This is a genomic window from Streptomyces sp. NPDC002623 (assembly GCF_053592635.1).
In genome coordinates, this window is record NZ_JBSFWB010000013.1 from 1 (window position 1) to 15,175 (window position 15,175).

The 15,175-nt window shown below is 71.8% G+C and carries 16 protein-coding genes; 6 read left to right on the top strand and 10 right to left on the bottom strand.

From position 1 onward, the window contains the following. Positions 1 to 145: 145 nt before the first annotated feature. Positions 146 to 2,101, bottom strand: a complete 1,956-nt coding sequence (locus ACWD4O_RS23745) for an alpha-1,4-glucan--maltose-1-phosphate maltosyltransferase (RefSeq protein ID WP_451282594.1) — start codon at positions 2,099 to 2,101, stop codon at positions 146 to 148. A 72-nt stretch (positions 2,102 to 2,173) separates the two neighbouring features. Further along, a complete protein-coding gene (locus ACWD4O_RS23750; protein WP_450947506.1) occupies positions 2,174 to 2,473 on the bottom strand; it encodes a DUF5133 domain-containing protein in 300 nt (99 codons plus the stop codon). Positions 2,474 to 2,780: 307 nt separating this feature from the next. Here ACWD4O_RS23750 and ACWD4O_RS23755 point away from each other — a divergent pair, with 307 nt between their 5' ends. Beyond that, positions 2,781 to 3,293, top strand: a complete 513-nt coding sequence (locus ACWD4O_RS23755; RefSeq protein WP_451282596.1) for a pep a2 — start codon at positions 2,781 to 2,783, stop codon at positions 3,291 to 3,293. A 35-nt stretch (positions 3,294 to 3,328) separates the two neighbouring features. Beyond that, on the top strand, positions 3,329 to 5,446 hold the full coding sequence (glgX, locus tag ACWD4O_RS23760) for a glycogen debranching protein GlgX (RefSeq protein ID WP_451282598.1): 2,118 nt from the start codon (positions 3,329 to 3,331) through the stop codon (positions 5,444 to 5,446). A 29-nt stretch (positions 5,447 to 5,475) separates the two neighbouring features. Here glgX and ACWD4O_RS23765 read toward each other — a convergent pair whose 3' ends face one another. After that, a complete protein-coding gene (locus tag ACWD4O_RS23765) occupies positions 5,476 to 6,279 on the bottom strand; it encodes a VOC family protein (RefSeq protein WP_451282599.1) in 804 nt (267 codons plus the stop codon). A gap of 99 nt (positions 6,280 to 6,378) precedes the next feature. Then, entirely contained in the window at positions 6,379 to 7,197 is an 819-nt protein-coding gene (locus ACWD4O_RS23770) for a SigB/SigF/SigG family RNA polymerase sigma factor (RefSeq protein WP_451282601.1), read from the bottom strand. A 189-nt stretch (positions 7,198 to 7,386) separates the two neighbouring features. Here ACWD4O_RS23770 and ACWD4O_RS23775 point away from each other — a divergent pair, with 189 nt between their 5' ends. The 4 genes from ACWD4O_RS23775 to ACWD4O_RS23790 all read left to right on the top strand — a co-directional run bounded on the left by ACWD4O_RS23775 (position 7,387) and on the right by ACWD4O_RS23790 (position 10,254). After that, positions 7,387 to 7,854 (top strand): MarR family winged helix-turn-helix transcriptional regulator, encoded by a 468-nt coding sequence (locus tag ACWD4O_RS23775; protein WP_450947511.1) that lies wholly within the window; start codon positions 7,387 to 7,389, stop codon positions 7,852 to 7,854. Next, the gene (locus tag ACWD4O_RS23780) at positions 7,851 to 8,720 is read left to right on the top strand and encodes an ATP-binding cassette domain-containing protein (RefSeq protein WP_451282603.1); all 870 of its coding nucleotides are present in this window, start codon (positions 7,851 to 7,853) and stop codon (positions 8,718 to 8,720) included. The genes ACWD4O_RS23775 and ACWD4O_RS23780 overlap by 4 nt, the downstream gene beginning before the upstream one ends. Next, positions 8,680 to 9,540, top strand: a complete 861-nt coding sequence (locus ACWD4O_RS23785; RefSeq protein ID WP_451282605.1) for an ABC transporter permease — start codon at positions 8,680 to 8,682, stop codon at positions 9,538 to 9,540. Before ACWD4O_RS23780 ends, ACWD4O_RS23785 begins: the two co-directional genes overlap by 41 nt. Before the next feature lie 192 nt (positions 9,541 to 9,732). Continuing rightward, positions 9,733 to 10,254 carry a hypothetical protein gene (locus ACWD4O_RS23790; protein WP_351920348.1) on the top strand — a complete coding sequence of 174 codons (522 nt, stop codon included), beginning with the start codon at positions 9,733 to 9,735 and terminating at the stop codon, positions 10,252 to 10,254. Between the two features lie 39 nt (positions 10,255 to 10,293). Here the strand turns inward: ACWD4O_RS23790 and hemC are convergent, their stop codons facing one another. From hemC to ACWD4O_RS23820, 6 genes are all read right to left on the bottom strand, one after another. After that, positions 10,294 to 11,229 carry a hydroxymethylbilane synthase gene (gene hemC, locus ACWD4O_RS23795; protein ID WP_451282607.1) on the bottom strand — a complete coding sequence of 312 codons (936 nt, stop codon included), beginning with the start codon at positions 11,227 to 11,229 and terminating at the stop codon, positions 10,294 to 10,296. Between the two features lie 61 nt (positions 11,230 to 11,290). Next, on the bottom strand, positions 11,291 to 12,139 hold the full coding sequence (locus ACWD4O_RS23800) for a hypothetical protein (protein WP_451282609.1): 849 nt from the start codon (positions 12,137 to 12,139) through the stop codon (positions 11,291 to 11,293). Positions 12,140 to 12,150: 11 nt separating this feature from the next. Continuing rightward, on the bottom strand, positions 12,151 to 12,615 hold the full coding sequence (locus ACWD4O_RS23805; RefSeq protein ID WP_451282611.1) for an N-acetyltransferase family protein: 465 nt from the start codon (positions 12,613 to 12,615) through the stop codon (positions 12,151 to 12,153). Beyond that, entirely contained in the window at positions 12,612 to 13,130 is a 519-nt protein-coding gene (locus tag ACWD4O_RS23810; RefSeq protein WP_451282613.1) for a hypothetical protein, read from the bottom strand. The genes ACWD4O_RS23805 and ACWD4O_RS23810 overlap by 4 nt, the downstream gene beginning before the upstream one ends. 134 nt (positions 13,131 to 13,264) lie before the next feature. Next, the gene (locus ACWD4O_RS23815; protein ID WP_451282615.1) at positions 13,265 to 14,041 is read right to left on the bottom strand and encodes an NPP1 family protein; all 777 of its coding nucleotides are present in this window, start codon (positions 14,039 to 14,041) and stop codon (positions 13,265 to 13,267) included. A 144-nt stretch (positions 14,042 to 14,185) separates the two neighbouring features. Continuing rightward, positions 14,186 to 15,166, bottom strand: a complete 981-nt coding sequence (locus ACWD4O_RS23820; protein ID WP_451282617.1) for an ATP-dependent DNA ligase — start codon at positions 15,164 to 15,166, stop codon at positions 14,186 to 14,188. Positions 15,167 to 15,175 lie beyond the last annotated feature (9 nt).

A 15,175-nucleotide genomic window follows, 5' to 3' on the forward strand; every position in this document is an offset into this window, starting at 1 on the left:
TGGAAGGAGCGGACGAGGACTTCGTAGAACACGGCGCGTTTGAACCACTCGGGGTCGCGGTCCTTGGCGGGAGTGTCCTCGAAGGTGTCCGGAACGGGCGAGTTGACGGTCATGGCGGTCTGGAGCCTCCGATCGGCGGTGCGGGTCACCGGACGTGGAACACGTGGGCAGGCGTCCGGCCGGGCTCCAGGCGCACATAGTTCGTGCTTCCCCAGGCGTATGCGGTCCCTGTCAGTTCGTCGCGGACGGACAGAGCTGTGCCGTGGTCCAGGCCGAGTTGCGGCATGTCCAACGAGACCGTGGCCTCCTGGGTGTGGTGGGGGTCGAGGTTGACGACCACCAGAACCGTGTTCGAACCCGCGCGCTTGCTGTACGCGATGACGGCAGGGTTGTCCGTGTCGTGGAAACGGAGGTTGCGCAGCCGGTGCAGCGCCGGGTTGGCCCGCCGGATCGCGTTGAGCTTCGTGATCAGGGGCGCGAGGCTGCGGCCCTCACGTTCGGCTGCCGCCCAGTCGCGCGCCTTGAGCTGGTACTTCTCGGAGTCGAGGTACTCCTCGCTCCCCGGCTCGAGCGGGGTGTTCTCGCAGAGTTCGTAGCCGCTGTAGACGCCCCAGGCAGGGGAGAGGGTGGCGGCCAGGACGGCACGGGACTCGAAGGCGGGGCGTCCGCCGTGCTGGAGGTGGGCGTGCAGGATGTCGGGGGTGTTGGGGAAGAGGTTGGGCCGCATGTAGGCGGCGGCGTCCCCCGACAGCTCCGTGAGGTACTCCGTCAGTTCCTGCTTGGTGTTGCGCCAGGTGAAGTACGTGTAGGACTGCTGGAAGCCGATCTGGGCGAGGGCGTGCATCATCGCGGGCCGGGTGAAGGCCTCGGCCAGGAAGATCACGTCGGGATCCGTGCGGTTGACGTCCGCGATGACCCGCTCCCAGAACACGAGCGGCTTGGTGTGCGGGTTGTCGACGCGGAAGATCCGCACCCCGTAGGACATCCAGTGCCGCAGCACGCGGACGGTCTCGGAGATCAGCCCCTTCATGTCGGCGTCGAAGGCGAGCGGGTAGATGTCCTGGTACTTCTTCGGCGGGTTCTCGGCGTAGGCGATCGTGCCGTCGGGGCGGTGGTGGAACCACTCGGAGTGCTTGTGCACCCAGGGGTGGTCGGGGGAGCACTGCAGGGCGAAGTCGAGGGCGATCTCCAGCCCGTGGCCCTTGGCCTGTTCCACGAACCAGGCGAAGTCCTCCAGCGTGCCCAGCTCCGGGTGGACGGCGTCGTGCCCGCCCTCCGGCGAGCCGATCGCCCACGGCACGCCGACGTCGTCCGGCTCGGCGTTCAACGTGTTGTTGCGGCCCTTGCGGAACGTCGTGCCGATGGGGTGGATCGGTGGCAGATAGACGACGTCGAAGCCCATCGCGGCGATCGCGGGCAGTCTGCGCGCGGCGGTGCGGAAGGTGCCGTGCGGGCGCTCGGGGGTGCCCTCGGAGCGCGGGAAGAATTCGTACCAGGCCCCGTACAGGGCCCGTTCCCGCTCGACCAGCAGCGGCAGCGGCTCGGCGGCGGATACCAGTTCCCGCAGCGGGCGACGGGCGAGGAGCGCGGCCACCTCCGGCGTCGAGGCCGCCGCGTAGCGCTCGTCGACCGGCGCGGAGTCGTCGAGCAGCTTCTTCGCCGTCTCCCGCAGGAGGGTGCGCTCCGGGCCGCGCGGGGCCTTGGCGGCGGCGCGCTCGAAGAGGCGGCCGCCCTCCTCCAGGACCAGACCCGGGTCGATCCCCGCCGGGATCTTGATCTCCGCGTGGCGGCGCCAGGTGGCGATCGGGTCGCTCCAGGCCTCCACGACGTAGGTCCAGCGACCCATGGTCTCCAGGGTCACATCGGCGCCCCAGCGGTCGCTGCCGGGGGCGAGTTCGCGCATCGGCGTCCAGGGCCCGCGGTCGCCGTCCGGGCTCTTGAGGACCACGTTGGCGCCGATGGCGTCGTGGCCCTCGCGAAACACCGTCGCGGAGATCCGCACCGTCTCCCCGGTCACGGCTTTCGCCGGCCGCCTGCCGCACTCCACGCGCGGTTCGACGTCCCTCACCGGGATACGGCCGATCGCCCTGGTGGACTTCACGCTTGCACCTCCGCTTGCTGAAAATGGCGTTGTTCGCCCGGTGTTGGGCCAACGACCTGCACCCGCGTGGCGTTACGTCTCCGCGGGCAGGCAGCGCAGCGGGCGGGTCACGGCGAGCGTTGCGACCCCGTTCCGCCGGCTCGGCGCCCTGCGCTGCAGCAGGCGGGCGTCCGCACCGGCCCGCAGATACTGTTCGGCGGCCTCGGCGGCCTCCCGTGCGCAGCGCTTGCCCATCAGCACGCACAACGTGTAGCCGCAGTCCTCGAAGGTCGCCCGCGCCGCGCGGTCGCCGGGGCGCGCGAGCATGGCCCGCTCCCAGGCGCGGTAACTGCGCAGGGTTCTGGCGACTTCGGTCTTCGCTGGTTGCAGCATCGCGCGGTTCACCTTCCGGGAGTTCAAGAGGTACGTCGCTCGAGGCGAGCGGGTCGGCTCATGCAGCGAGGCCCTTCACACAGAGGCGCGAAAGCGTCCAACCTCCCGAGGCCTTCACTTATGGTGCACGGCGCATCACCCAACGTCCTGTTGGATCTTGGTTGTGGTGTGCTCGTGTTGCACGAATGGCGTAGCAGCCCCACTGTGGTTGTGACTCAGAAGCGATTGCCGCTCACGCTTCGTGTCGGGTAACTCGACCTGTCGGGCCGAGGAGGAGCGGGAGCCTCGCCGGTGAGGAGCGAACGAGATGAAGACCGCAGTCCCCTGCTACTACCACCTCGACGTGGACGTGAGTCCGGAACGGGTCGCCCAGGTCAGGCGCATACTGGCCGCTCATCTGAGGTACTGGGACCTCGAGACGCTCGTCGAGCCCGTCTGCCACGGCGCCGAGATGCTGCTGAGGGCCATCGACGAACACGCCACGGACAAACGCATCTCGATCGAGATGTGGTGGAACGGCCAGCATCTGATCACCGCCGTCGGCGGCGACGACCGCCGGCTGCGCCCCGACCAGGACCTGCGCTCCTGTCTGGAGCGGATCGCCGCGATGAGCGACGGCTGGGGGTGCTGCGCCACCGACACCGGCAGCAAGGTCATCTGGTTCTCCCAGCGGGCCCGTTCCGGCGAACGTGTGCCGCTCGTGCCCACCGCGCCGACGCCGAGCCTGCGCGAGGTGCTGCGGGTGCCCAGGGAGCTGCCGGCAGCGGCCCTGGCCGCCCCGGAGCGCGAGGCGTGCGGCGTCCTGGCGGCCGCCCGGTGACCTCACGGCGGAACCGGACACACCGCAGTGCAGGGGTGCCCGCCTGGAGCGGGCACCCCTACCCGTTGGGCGCCGACTTCGACGGACAGGGCACCAACTTCGCGCTGTTCAGCGAGGTCGCCCAGCGCGTCGACCTCGTCCTCGTCGACGACGACGGCACCGCCCGCGAGGTCCCGCTGACCGAGGTCGACGGCTTCGTCTGGCACGCCTACCTGCCCGGGACCGGTCCCGGGCAGCGCTACGGCTTTCGGGTGCACGGGCCGTGGGACCCCGATGCCGGCCACCGCTGCAACCCGGCGAAACTGCTCCTCGACCCCTACGCACGGGCCGTCGACGGGCAGATCGACAACCACGCCGCGCTCCTCGAACGGGCCGGCGAGAGCCCCGACCCCGCGGACAGCGCCGGACACACCCTGCTCGGCGTGGTCACCGACCCCGCCTTCGACTGGGGCGACGACGAACCGCGCCGGCGCCCCTACGCCGACACGGTGATCTACGAGGCCCATGTGCGCGGGCTGACCCGCACCCACCCCGACGTGCCGCCCGCGCTGCGCGGCACCTACGCCGGTCTCGCGCACCCCGCGGTGACGGAGCACCTCACCTCGCTGGGCGTGACGGCGATCGAGCTGATGCCCGTACACCAGTACGTCCAGGACGGCGTGCTGAAGGACCGGGGGCTGTCCAACTACTGGGGCTACAACACCATCGGCTTCTTCGCCCCGCACAACGCCTACGCCGCCCACGGCAGCCGCGGCGGGCAGGTCACCGAGTTCAAGACCATGGTGAAGGCGCTGCACGCGGCCGGACTCGAGGTGATCCTCGACGTCGTCTACAACCACACCGCCGAGGGCAGCGAGAAGGGCCCCACCCTCTCCTTCCGCGGCATCGACAATGCCTCCTACTACCGGCTCGTGGACGGCGACTGGTCGCACTACTACGACACCACGGGCACCGGCAACAGCCTGCTCATGCGGCACCCGTACGTCCTTCAGCTGATCATGGACTCGCTGCGGTACTGGGTGACCGAGATGCACGTCGACGGCTTCCGCTTCGATCTCGCCGCCACCCTCGCCCGGCAGTTCCACGAGGTGGACCGGCTGTCCGCGTTCTTCGACCTCATCCAGCAGGACCCGGTGATCAGCCGCGTCAAGCTGATCGCCGAGCCCTGGGACGTCGGCGAGGGCGGCTACCAGGTGGGCAACTTCCCGCCCCTGTGGTCGGAGTGGAACGGCCGCTACCGCGACGCCGTACGGGACTTCTGGCGCGCGGAACCCGGCTCGCTGGGCGAGTTCGCCTCCCGGCTGACCGGCTCCTCCGACCTGTACGACCACAGCAGGCGCCGGCCGCGCGCCAGCGTCAACTTCGTCACCGCGCACGACGGTTTCACCCTGCGCGACCTCGTCTCGTACAACGACAAGCACAACGAGGCCAACGGCGAGGGCAACCGGGACGGCGAGAGCGTCAACCGGTCCTGGAACTGCGGGACCGAGGGCCCCACCGACCGCCCGGCGGTCCTCGCACTGCGCGCCCGGCAGCAGCGCAACCTGCTCGCCACGCTGCTGCTGTCACAGGGCATCCCGATGCTGTCCCACGGCGACGAACTCGGCCGCACCCAGCGCGGCAACAACAACGCCTACTGCCAGGACAACGAAGTCTCCTGGACCGACTGGCGGTTGACCGACGAGCAGCGGGCCCTCACCGACTTCTGCCGAAGCCTCGTCGCGCTGCGCGCCGCCCACCCCGTGCTGCGGCGGCGGCGCTTCTTCCGCGGCGCGACCGTCAGAACCGCCGGGCAGCCCCTGCCCGACCTGGTCTGGCTGCTGCCGGACGCACGCGAGATGACCGCCCGTGACTGGCAGCGCGCCGACGCGCACAGCGTCGGCGTCTTCCTCAACGGCGACGCCATCGCCGAGCCCGACCCGCGCGGCCGGCCCCTCGTCGACGACTCGTTCCTGCTGCTGTTCAACAGCTACTGGGAACCGGTCGTCTTCCGGCTGCCCGGCGCCGCGTACGGCGAACGCTGGACGGTGTGCGCCGACACCGTGGATCCGGACGGCGGGCCCGACGAGACCGAGTACAAGGCGGGCGCGCAGGTGACGCTGGAGGCCCGCAGCCTGATCGTGCTGGCGCGGCCCCCGAAGCGCTCGGAGTAGGGGAGGAGCAGGGGAGCGGGAGCCGGAGTTCAGTGCTCCCGGCGCGAGGTCACCGTGAACTGGGCGCCGTCCGGATCCCGCAGGACCGCCTCGTGTTCGGTCTCGACCAGCACGCTGCCGCCGTGCTTCTCCGCCGCCCGCGCGCACGCCGCCACGTCCGCCACGGCGAAGTGGACCTGCCAGTGCGGACGGATCGTCGGGTCGGGCGCCGCCTCCAGCGCGCCCGACTCGATCCGCGCCACGACATCGCCCCGGCTGCGCAGCACGACCTCACCGCCCTCGTAGCGGACCTCGCAGGCGCCGGGACGGTCCGTGGCCCAGTCGAGGAGCTCGCCGTAGAAGATGGCGGAGTCGAACGCGTCCCGCGTGTGGAGTCTGATGAAGGCGGGCGCCGCCTGCCGCCAGGCCTCCCAGTTGCCGATCAGCTCCCCCTCCCAGACGCCGAAGGTCGCGCCGTCCCGGTCGGCCAGCAGCACCGCCCGGCCCGGCGGGAGCGAGATCGGCCCCACGGCCACGGTCCCGCCGCGCTCCCGGGCCCGGGACGCCGCCTCGTCCGCGCTGGGCACGGCGAAGTACGGCGTCCAGGCGACCGCCATCTGCCACATCGACGCGACGGCGGCCACCCCGGCGACCGGGACGTTGCCGACCAGTGCCGTGCGGAAGTGGTCGCCGAGCACACCCCGACGCCACTCCCAGCCCAGCACGGCGCCGTAGAAGTCCTGAGTGGTCTCCAGATCGCGGCTGGTCAGGCTCACCCAGCAGGGCGCGCCGAACACGGACTGCGTGGAGACGGCTCTCCGCGCACCGGAGGCGGGGGTCGGGCGATGGTTCATGGCACTCGCGTTCCTGGTCTCTCGGTCGGCGGGCGGGCGGTTCACCACCAGTGTCCGGCCGGAACCGTCCGAGGCGCCTGCCGAGTGATCCGGGCGAGGTCAGTTCGGGGCCGGCGGGTTCGTCTCGGCGGCGATCCCCTCGATCTCCTCGCGCAGCCGTGCGAGGAGACCGCTCAGCAGCCGCGAGACGTGCATCTGCGAGATGCCCAGCTGCTCCGCGATCCGGCTCTGTGTCATGCCCGCGAAGAACCGCAGGTAGAGGATGGTCCGTTCGCGTTCGGGCAGCGCCCGCAGACAGGGTGCGACGGCCACCCGGTCGACGACCGTGTCGAAGCCGGGGTCGGGGACGCCGAGGGCGTCCTCGAGGGCGTAGCCGTCGGTGCCGGGCAGCTCGGCCTCCAGCGACAGCGCGGTGAAGCACTCCAGCGCCTCCGCGCCGGTGCGCACCTCGTCCTCGGTCAGCTGCGCGTACGCGGCGATCTCGGCGTCGGTCGGCGACCGTCCCGGAGTCGTCTGGGCCAGCTCCTTCGCGGCGTGCCGGACCCGGTTGCGCAGGTCCTGGACCCGGCGCGGCACGTGCAGCGTCCACATGTGATCGCGGAAGTGGCGCTTGATCTCCCCCGTGATCGTCGGCACCGCGTATGCCTCGAAGGCGCGGCCGCGGTCCGGATCGTAGTGATCGACGGCCTTGACGAGACCCAGGGCCGCGACCTGGTACAGGTCCTCCAGGGCCTCGCCGCGTCCCCGGAACCGGACGGCTATCCGCTCGGCCATGGGCAGCCAGAGGCGGACCAGCTCGTCCTTGAGCGCCTGGCGCTCCGGCCCGTCGGGCAGCCCGGTCAGCCGTACGAAGGCATCGGTGGTGTCCGGGGCGTCGTCGTGGGGGTGCTGCCTGGATCGGACGGTCGTCGTACGCATGATGCGCGCCTCCCTCAGGAGGGTGCCGGGTCCCACGGACGTGCCTCCTGTCCGAAGCACTTCGTGCCCGATTCCCGGCATCGAGCATTTTGAAACGGTATTCACCTATTTATACAGCGTTGCTCTTGACCCCCGCTCTTGACCTTCCCTTGAGCCGATTACCTCTGACACAGAGGTAATGTCGGATGTGTGGCAGGAGACGCGGAGGACGAGACGTTCCCGGAAGAGCTCGCCGACGCGCTCGTCGGCGTCCAGCGGCTGCTCAGGAGGCGGCTGCGGGCCGGGCTGACCGTGCCGCGGCTGCGGGGCGCCGAGGTCGAGCTGCTCCGGCTGGTCGAGACCCGGCCCGGGATCGGCGTGTCGGAGGCCGCGAAGGAGCTGTACCTCGCGGGCAACTCCGTCTCGACCCTCGTCAACCAGCTGGTCAAGGACGGCTACCTGGTCCGGGAGCAGGACCCGGCCGACCGGCGGGCCGCCCGACTGCTGCTCACCGAGGCGGCCGAGACCCGGCTGCGGGCCTGGCAGGCACGGCGCGCCGCGCTCGTCGGCCGACACGTCGCCCGGCTCGACGCCGCCGACCGGGAGGCCCTGCGCGCGGCGCTCCCGGCCCTGCGCGCACTCGCCGTCGATCTGCACGAGGAGGCCGAGGACTCATGACGACCGACACCGACACCGACGCTGACACCGCCCCGGACGCCGTCGCCTGTACGCGGCTCGCGTACGCGTTCGGCGACACCCGGGCCGTCGACGGGCTGGAGCTGACCGTCCGGGAGGGCGAGGTCTTCGGCCTGCTCGGGCCCAACGGAGCCGGCAAGACCACCGCCATCCGCTGCATCACCACGCTGCTGCCGGTCCCCTCCGGCATGGTGCGCGTCTTCGGCCACGACGCCGCCGGGGACCGGATGGCCGTACGCCGACTGCTCGGCTATGTGCCGCAGCAGCTCTCCGCGGACGCGGGCCTGACCGGCCGGGAGAACGTCGCCCTGTTCGCCCGGGTCTTCGACGTGCCCCGGCGCGAACGGGCCGCACGCGTCGGGCAGGCGCTGGCCGCCGTCGACCTCTCGGAGGCCGCCGACCGGCTGGCCGGCACCTACTCCGGCGGCATGGTCCGCCGCCTCGAACTGGCCCAGGCCCTGGTCAGCGCGCCCCGGCTGCTGATCCTCGACGAGCCGACCATCGGCCTCGACCCGATCGCCCGAACGAGTGTCTGGGAGCACATCACGGCCGTCCGCGAGGCCACCGGCATGACGGTCCTGGTGACCACGCACTACATGGACGAGGCCGACCAGTACTGCGACCGGGTCGCCCTGATGCACCGCGGCCGGATCCGCGCCCTCGGCACCCCCGTCGAGCTCCGGCAGGGGCTCGGCGAACGCCGACGGGCCGAGGGCGCGGCGGCCACGGATCCGCTGCCGACCCTGGAGGACGTCTTCCGGGAGGTCGCCGGCAGCGGCCTCGACGAGCAGGCAGGAGGTTTCCGCGATGTCCGAAGCACCCGCCGCACCGCCCAGCGCGTCGGCTGACCGCGCCCGTGCCCAGGGCATCGAGCTGCTGCTGGTGCCGCCCCGGCCCCGCGCCGGCCGGCTGCTGCTGCCCGCCAGGATCGCCGCCCTGTGCGCCGTCGAACTGCAGAAGCTGCGCCACGATCGCACCGAGCTGTACACCCGGGCCGTCCAGCCCGCCCTGTGGCTGCTGATCTTCGGCCAGACCTTCACCCGCATCAAGGCGATCCCGACCGGCGGCATCCCCTACATCGACTACCTGGCGCCCGGCATCATCGCCCAGTCCGCGATGTTCATCGCCATCTTCTACGGCATCCAGATCATCTGGGAGCGGGACGCCGGCGTGCTGAACAAGCTGCTGGTGACGCCCACTCCGCGCTCCGCGCTGATCACCGGCAAGGCGTTCGCGGCCGGGGTGAAGTCGGTGATCCAGGCGGTCGTCGTGGTCGTCATCGCCGCCCTGCTCGGCGTCGCCCTGACCTGGAACCCGCTCAAGCTGCTCGGGGTCGCCGCGATCGTCGTCCTCGGCTCGGCCTTCTTCTCCTGTCTGTCGATGACCATCGCGGGCATCGTCCTGAGCCGCGACCGGCTGATGGGCATCGGCCAGGCGATCACCATGCCGCTGTTCTTCGGCTCCAACGCCCTCTACCCGGTCGACATCATGCCGGGCTGGCTCCAGGCCGTCAGCAAGGTCAACCCGCTCAGCTACGAAGTGGACGCCCTGCGCGGGCTGCTCCTCGGCACGCCCGCGCACCTCGCCCTCGACTTCGGGGTGCTGATCGTGGCGGCGGCGCTCGGCATCACCGCGGCCTCCTCGCTCCTGGGGCGGCTGGCCCGCTGATCTTGGCCGGGGACGTGATGTGCGGCACGCCCCCGGCAAGCCCTTTCCCGGCCTGTCGGCGGATTGTCCCTGCGCACGGCTTGATCAGTGATCAAAGGGGTTGAATTCCCTGGCCACAGCGCATTCTGCTCATTTGACAGTGCGCTCGGCACACGGATAGGAAGCAGCCGGTAGCAAGTCGAGAGGTGGACTGTGTACGAGCCGAACGTGGTCGGGGACTGGCATGAGTACGACGAGTACGCCGGTCTGCGGGTCCGCGTCCACCGCATGGAGCAGAGCGAGCCGCCGCGGGGGCGCGACGACGCAGCCGAGGGGCTGACCTATTTCAGCCTGCGGGTGACCGTCGAGAACCGGGGCAGCCTGAACCCCACGATCCATCTCGAGGACGGCCAGATCGACGTACGGCTCGGGCCGGACGGCGAGAGCGCGTTCATCGACTGGCGCAACTCGCAGTTCATCGAGGGCTTCGACGTCTATCCGCTGCGCCGGGTCACCGCCGTGCTGTACGCCGCGGGACCCGAGGCGTCCCTCGGGCAGGTGGACGTCCAGATCCAGCTGCGGGTCGACGACGACTGGGCCGACCGACGGCTGTGGACGGGCGGCATGGGGCTGCACGAGGGGGCCTGCGGGGCTTCGGCCGGGGCCGCCCGCGACAGCCTGGCCCGCCAGGTGAGCAACTTCCTGCGCGACCAGGCCGAAGAGGGCACCGCCTGACCGGCGACGCCCTCTCCCGTACGTGCGGCTGTCGAACGGTCAGTGCGGGATGCCGTCGATGATCTCGCGCGCGCCCTGACGCAGCAGCGACACCGCCACCGAGGTGCCGAGCGTCGCCGGGTCGAGGCGGCCCGCCCACTCGTGGGCGTTCAGCCGGGTCTTGCCGTCCGGGGTGAACACACAGGCCCGCAGGGACAGTTCGCCGCTGCGGTCGACCCGCGCGAAGCCCGCGATCGGGCTGTTGCAGTGCCCCTGGAGGACGTGCAGGAACATGCGCTCCGCCGTGGCCTCCCGATGGGTGGCCGGATCGCCGAGCCCGCTGACCGTGTCGATCAGCTCGCTGTCGCCCTCACGGCACTGCAGGGCGAGGATGCCCGCGCCGATCGGCGGCATCATCGTCTCCGGCGACAGCACCTCGCTGATCACGTCACGCCGGTCGATGCGCTCCAGGCCGGACACCGCGAGCAGCAGCGCGTCCGCCTCGCCCGTCGCGAGCTTCTCCAGCCGCCGGTTGGCGTTGCCGCGGAACGGCACGCACTCCAGGTGCGGGTGGGTGGCGGCGAGCTGGGCGATCCGGCGCACCGAGGAGGTGCCGATGCGGGTCCCGGCCGGCAGCTCGTCCAGGGTGAGGCCGCCCGGGTGCACCAGGGCGTCCCGGATGTCGTCGCGCTGCAGGAACGCGGCGAACACCGTGCCCGCGGGGAGCGGCCGGTCGGCGGGGACGTCCTTGACGCAGTGCACCGCGAGATCCGCCTCACCGGCCAGCAGCGCGGCGTCGACCTCCTTGGTGAACGCGCCCTTGCCGTCGACCTTGGACAGGTCGCCCATCCACTTGTCGCCGGTGGTCTTCACCGGGACGACCTCGGTGCGCACGGCGGGATACAGGACGGTCAACTCCGCGCGGACCCGCTCCACTTGGGCCAGGGCCATGGGCGAGTCGCGGGAGACGATGCGGATCAGTTCCGGAACGGACATGCGGGACACGATAGACCCTCGCGGCCCGTGCCCCGCACCGCTTGCAGGTTTCGGCCACGTGTCACCGCTTCGCCCGCCAGTCGAAGGGGTAGAGGTCCGTGGCCCAGTCCGGCGAGACGGCGTCGAGCTCGGCGACGCGCGCCGGCGTGCGCAGCAGACAGCGGTGGCGCAGCAGGTCGATCCGCTCGGCGGGCGTCAGCAGGGCCGTGTGGGGGTCGTCCCGCACCGAATGGGCGTCGTCGCGGCCCTCGGCGTTGAGCAGGTCGCCCTCGGCGGTACGGACGTCCACCCTGAAGTCCGTACGCCACTGGGAGTTGTGCCCCCAGCCCAGGGACTCGTCGACGGTCGGGCGGTGCCGGCGCAGAAACGTCCAGTACAGGGGCGAGCGGTCGGCGACCCCGCGTTCGGCGTGCCGGACGCCCGCGCGCACCCGGACCCCGGCACGGCCGAACAGGACGGGTCCCAGCCGGAGCCCCGGCCAGACCACCCCGGTGATCCGCACCGGCTCGTCCGGGTCCTCGGCCTGCTCCACCGCCACGATCTCGTGCCGGAACGGGTCGAACGCCCCGCTCTCCTCGAAGGGCGTCATCCCGAGCCCGGCGAAGAGGGTCGCGTACTCGTCCGGTCCCACCGTGGGCCAGTGATGGAGGCGGTCCTCCTCGCCGGGGGCGGGCGGCGGCTGGCGGGACAGCAGCAGCACATCGCTGACCCGGCTCAGCGCGTACAGCTCCCAGAGCAGTTCCGCCCGCCGGTCCTGCGGGCCGGTGCGAGCGGCCAGCACACCGGCGCCCGCGAGGAGTTCGGTGCGGTAGGCGCCCTCGGCGCGGGCCAGCCAGGCCGCCATGACCGGGGCGGGGTCGCGGTCCGCCGTTCCGTCGCGCAGCGCCTCGTACAGCCGACGGGCGCCCATCCCCTCGCGTCTCAGGGGTTCACCCGCAGGCTGAAGCGCCGTTTGTCGGTGCCCAGGGCGCCGTTGCGGGCGTAGAAGCGGATCGCGCCGTGGTTCCAGGCGGGGGTCTGCCACTGCACCTCGGCCAGGCCCAGGCTGCGGGCCCGGTCCGCGACCGCGTCCAGCATCAGCGGGCCCAGTCCGAGGCCGCGGTGGCCGGGGGCGAGGAACAGACAGTCCATGTGGAGGTACTCGCGGCCCTCCCAGGTGGAGAGCTCGGGCGCGCAGGTGGCGTAGCCGACCAGCTCGCCGTCGGGCAGTTCGGCGACCAGACAGCACAGCCGGGGGGCGGGGTCGTCGAAGAGCAGCACGGCCAGCCGCCCCGCGAGGTCGGGGGCCGGCGGGGCGGCGCGCTCGTACTCCGCGTGCTGGGCGGCCAGTTCGGCGACCCGCGGCAGATCCGACCGCTCGGCGTGCCGGACCCGGGCGGCGCTCACCTGACGTCTCCCTCGACGATGTCCGCGCCCCACGCGGCGAGCCGCTCCGGGAGGGAGCCGGCGCCGTCGAGGACCTGCCGTGCGAAGGCGTCGCGTTCATGGGCCAGGACGGCGGCCTCCCACACGCACGGGGCGAGCCCCGCTCTCGCGGGCCGCAGGGCCTCCGGTCGGCCGGCCGGACCGGTGAACACCGCCAGGTCCGACATATGGCCCTCGATCCAGTTGTGGATCAGGAGGTAGTCCCCGTCGCCGCCCGCGTGCACCAGCACGACGGCCAGGCCGAGCGAGCCCCGCAGCACGCCGAGCGCCAGGTGGCCCTCGGCGACCCGCAGCGCCTCCCGGGCGTCCCGCTCCGTCACCGTCCGCCCCGGCGCCTCGATCGCGTACGCCTTGACCAGGTGTCCGGCGACCTCCTGGGCGCCCAACGGGCGGACGGCACGGGCATGGTGACCCTCGGCGAGCGCGCGCAGCTCCTTCGCCGGGACGGCCGACGGCAGTTCGTCGTGAAGATCCATCCGAACATCATGCGGCGTACGTGCGCCGCCGTCCACGGTCGAGGTACGGACCGGTCGGTTCAGTGTGGCCGAGGACCGGCCCCGGGACGGCCCCGAACACGGGGTGCTGCCTCGGGGCCGATCCCGGCCCGGGGTCACGCGTTGGGGTCGAAGGAGATCCCGGACGGCTTGGCCGACGACAGGTTGCCGGCGAAGCTGGCGTCCTTCAGACCGAAGTTGGCGCTGCCGAAGTCGTACGCGCTCAACTTGTCCCGCAGGCCCGACGGGTAGCCGTTCCAGCCGACCAGCGGCGGGTACTGCCAGGTGCCCTTGGCGTTCTCCGGCGGCTCGTCGTTGGAGTTGCCCAGCCGGAAGCAGTGCGTGCTGATGCCGTCCTTGTGGTAGACGGCCTTCGCGTGGGTGCCCTCGAAGCGCACCGTGGACGCGGCGTGCACGGTGAACGAGCCGTGGTTGGACGTCGAGACGTACTGCACCGCGCCGTTCTGCACCCAGACCACGACGTGCTCCCAGTCGTGCCGGTGCCCGCCTATGCTGCTGTTCGCCAGCGCCTGGTCCTTCTCGAAGTACAGGCTGTACATGTACGCGCACCAGCCGTTGTTGCACTTGTAGCGCGAGTAGCTGTTGGTGTTGTCCAGGTCGGAGGCGTCGTGGCAGTCGCCGCTGAGCGAACCGGTCGGCTTCAGACCGCCGTTGATCGAGCCGTCGGGTCCGATGGCGGGCGTGGGGTAGCACCCGTCCGTGTCGTAGTCGAAGGCGGGCTGGTACGTCAGCTCGGCGGCCTCGGCGTTCTGCGGGAGCGCCTGGGGAGGAGCGGCGAAGGCGGCCGAGGGGACGGCGAGGACCAGCGCGGCGGCACCGGCGAGACCGGTGAGCCATCTCCTGCGGTGGGCCTTGAACGTGGCTGAGGACACGGCGTTCTCCTCGTGAGGGGGGCGCAGCCGAACGGCTGTGGGGGAAAAGGAAGTTCAGCTTCCAGGGTTTTCACTTCCGCGCCAAGAGGTCGCAGGCGTATCAGTGATGAAGGACAGCCCAATACTTGGTCACCTGATGCCGGGTCAGGCGGAAGTGTCCGGAAGGTCCGCCGCCGACTCCTCGGGCGTCAGGTCGACACGTAGCCGCAGCCACGACGGCTGGCGCAGCAACCCCGCCCGGGTGCGCGTGCGGTAGCGGACCTCGCCGACCAACCGGGGCACGACCCAGTGCGCGCCCGCCGCCGGCGGCACGGAGTCGAAGGGGCACACCCCGGTCTCGGCGGTCCGCAGCAGCGCCGCGAGCTCGACGCGCTCGGCCTCGCTCCAGCCGGTGCCCACGTTGCCGACGTACCGCAGACCCGTCGCGGCGCGCTGTCCGACGAGGACGGCGCCGGGCAGCCCGGTCAGCCGCCCCTTGCCGGGCAGCCAGCCGCCGACCAGGACGTCCGCGACCGACATGTTCCGGATCTTGATCCAGGACCGGGAGCGCACCCCCGGTTCGTACACCGAGTCGAGCCGTTTGCAGACCAGCCCCTCCAGCCCGTGCGCGCGGGTCGCCTCCAGCGCCTCCCGCCCATGTCCGACCAGGGCGCCCGGCGTCGACCAGCACGGCCCGTCCAGCTCCAGCGCCTCCAGCCGGGCCCGGCGCCGCAGGTAGGACACGGGGAGCAGGGAACGCCCGCCCAGGTGCAGCACGTCGAACAGGACGAGGTGCACCGGAGCTGCCGCCGCCAGCCGCGCGGCCTTGCCCGGCGCCTGCACCAGCCCCATCCGGGACTGCAGCAACTGGAAGTCGGCGCGCCCGTGTTCGTCCAGGGCGAGCACCTCCCCGTCCAGCACGGCCGGCGTCGCGCCGAGCGCCGCGCCCAGCGGCCGCAGCTCGGGATAGGCGCCGGTGATGTCCTCCCCCGAACGGGCGCGCAGGGTGATGCTCCCGTCCCCGGCGAGGTACACGACGGCCCGCTGCCCGTCCTGCTTGGTCTCGTAGGCCCACCGGGCGTCCTGGGCGGCGGGCGGCAGCCGGCCCGGGGAGGCGAGCATGGGGGCGATGCGCGGGAGGGTCACGGGTGAGTT

Coding starts and splice junctions, on each gene's coding strand:
- ACWD4O_RS23770 (WP_451282601.1), bottom strand. CDS start 7,197: ATGCGTACGACGACCGTCCGATCCAGGCAGCACCCCCACGACGACGCC.
- ACWD4O_RS23780 (WP_451282603.1), top strand. CDS start 7,851: ATGACGACCGACACCGACACCGACGCTGACACCGCCCCGGACGCCGTC.
- ACWD4O_RS23810 (WP_451282613.1), bottom strand. CDS start 13,130: ATGGATCTTCACGACGAACTGCCGTCGGCCGTCCCGGCGAAGGAGCTG.
- ACWD4O_RS23750 (WP_450947506.1), bottom strand. CDS start 2,473: ATGCTGCAACCAGCGAAGACCGAAGTCGCCAGAACCCTGCGCAGTTAC.
- ACWD4O_RS23785 (WP_451282605.1), top strand. CDS start 8,680: ATGTCCGAAGCACCCGCCGCACCGCCCAGCGCGTCGGCTGACCGCGCC.
- ACWD4O_RS23800 (WP_451282609.1), bottom strand. CDS start 12,139: ATGGGCGCCCGTCGGCTGTACGAGGCGCTGCGCGACGGAACGGCGGAC.
- ACWD4O_RS23765 (WP_451282599.1), bottom strand. CDS start 6,279: ATGAACCATCGCCCGACCCCCGCCTCCGGTGCGCGGAGAGCCGTCTCC.
- ACWD4O_RS23755 (WP_451282596.1), top strand. CDS start 2,781: ATGAAGACCGCAGTCCCCTGCTACTACCACCTCGACGTGGACGTGAGT.
- hemC (WP_451282607.1), bottom strand. CDS start 11,229: ATGTCCGTTCCGGAACTGATCCGCATCGTCTCCCGCGACTCGCCCATG.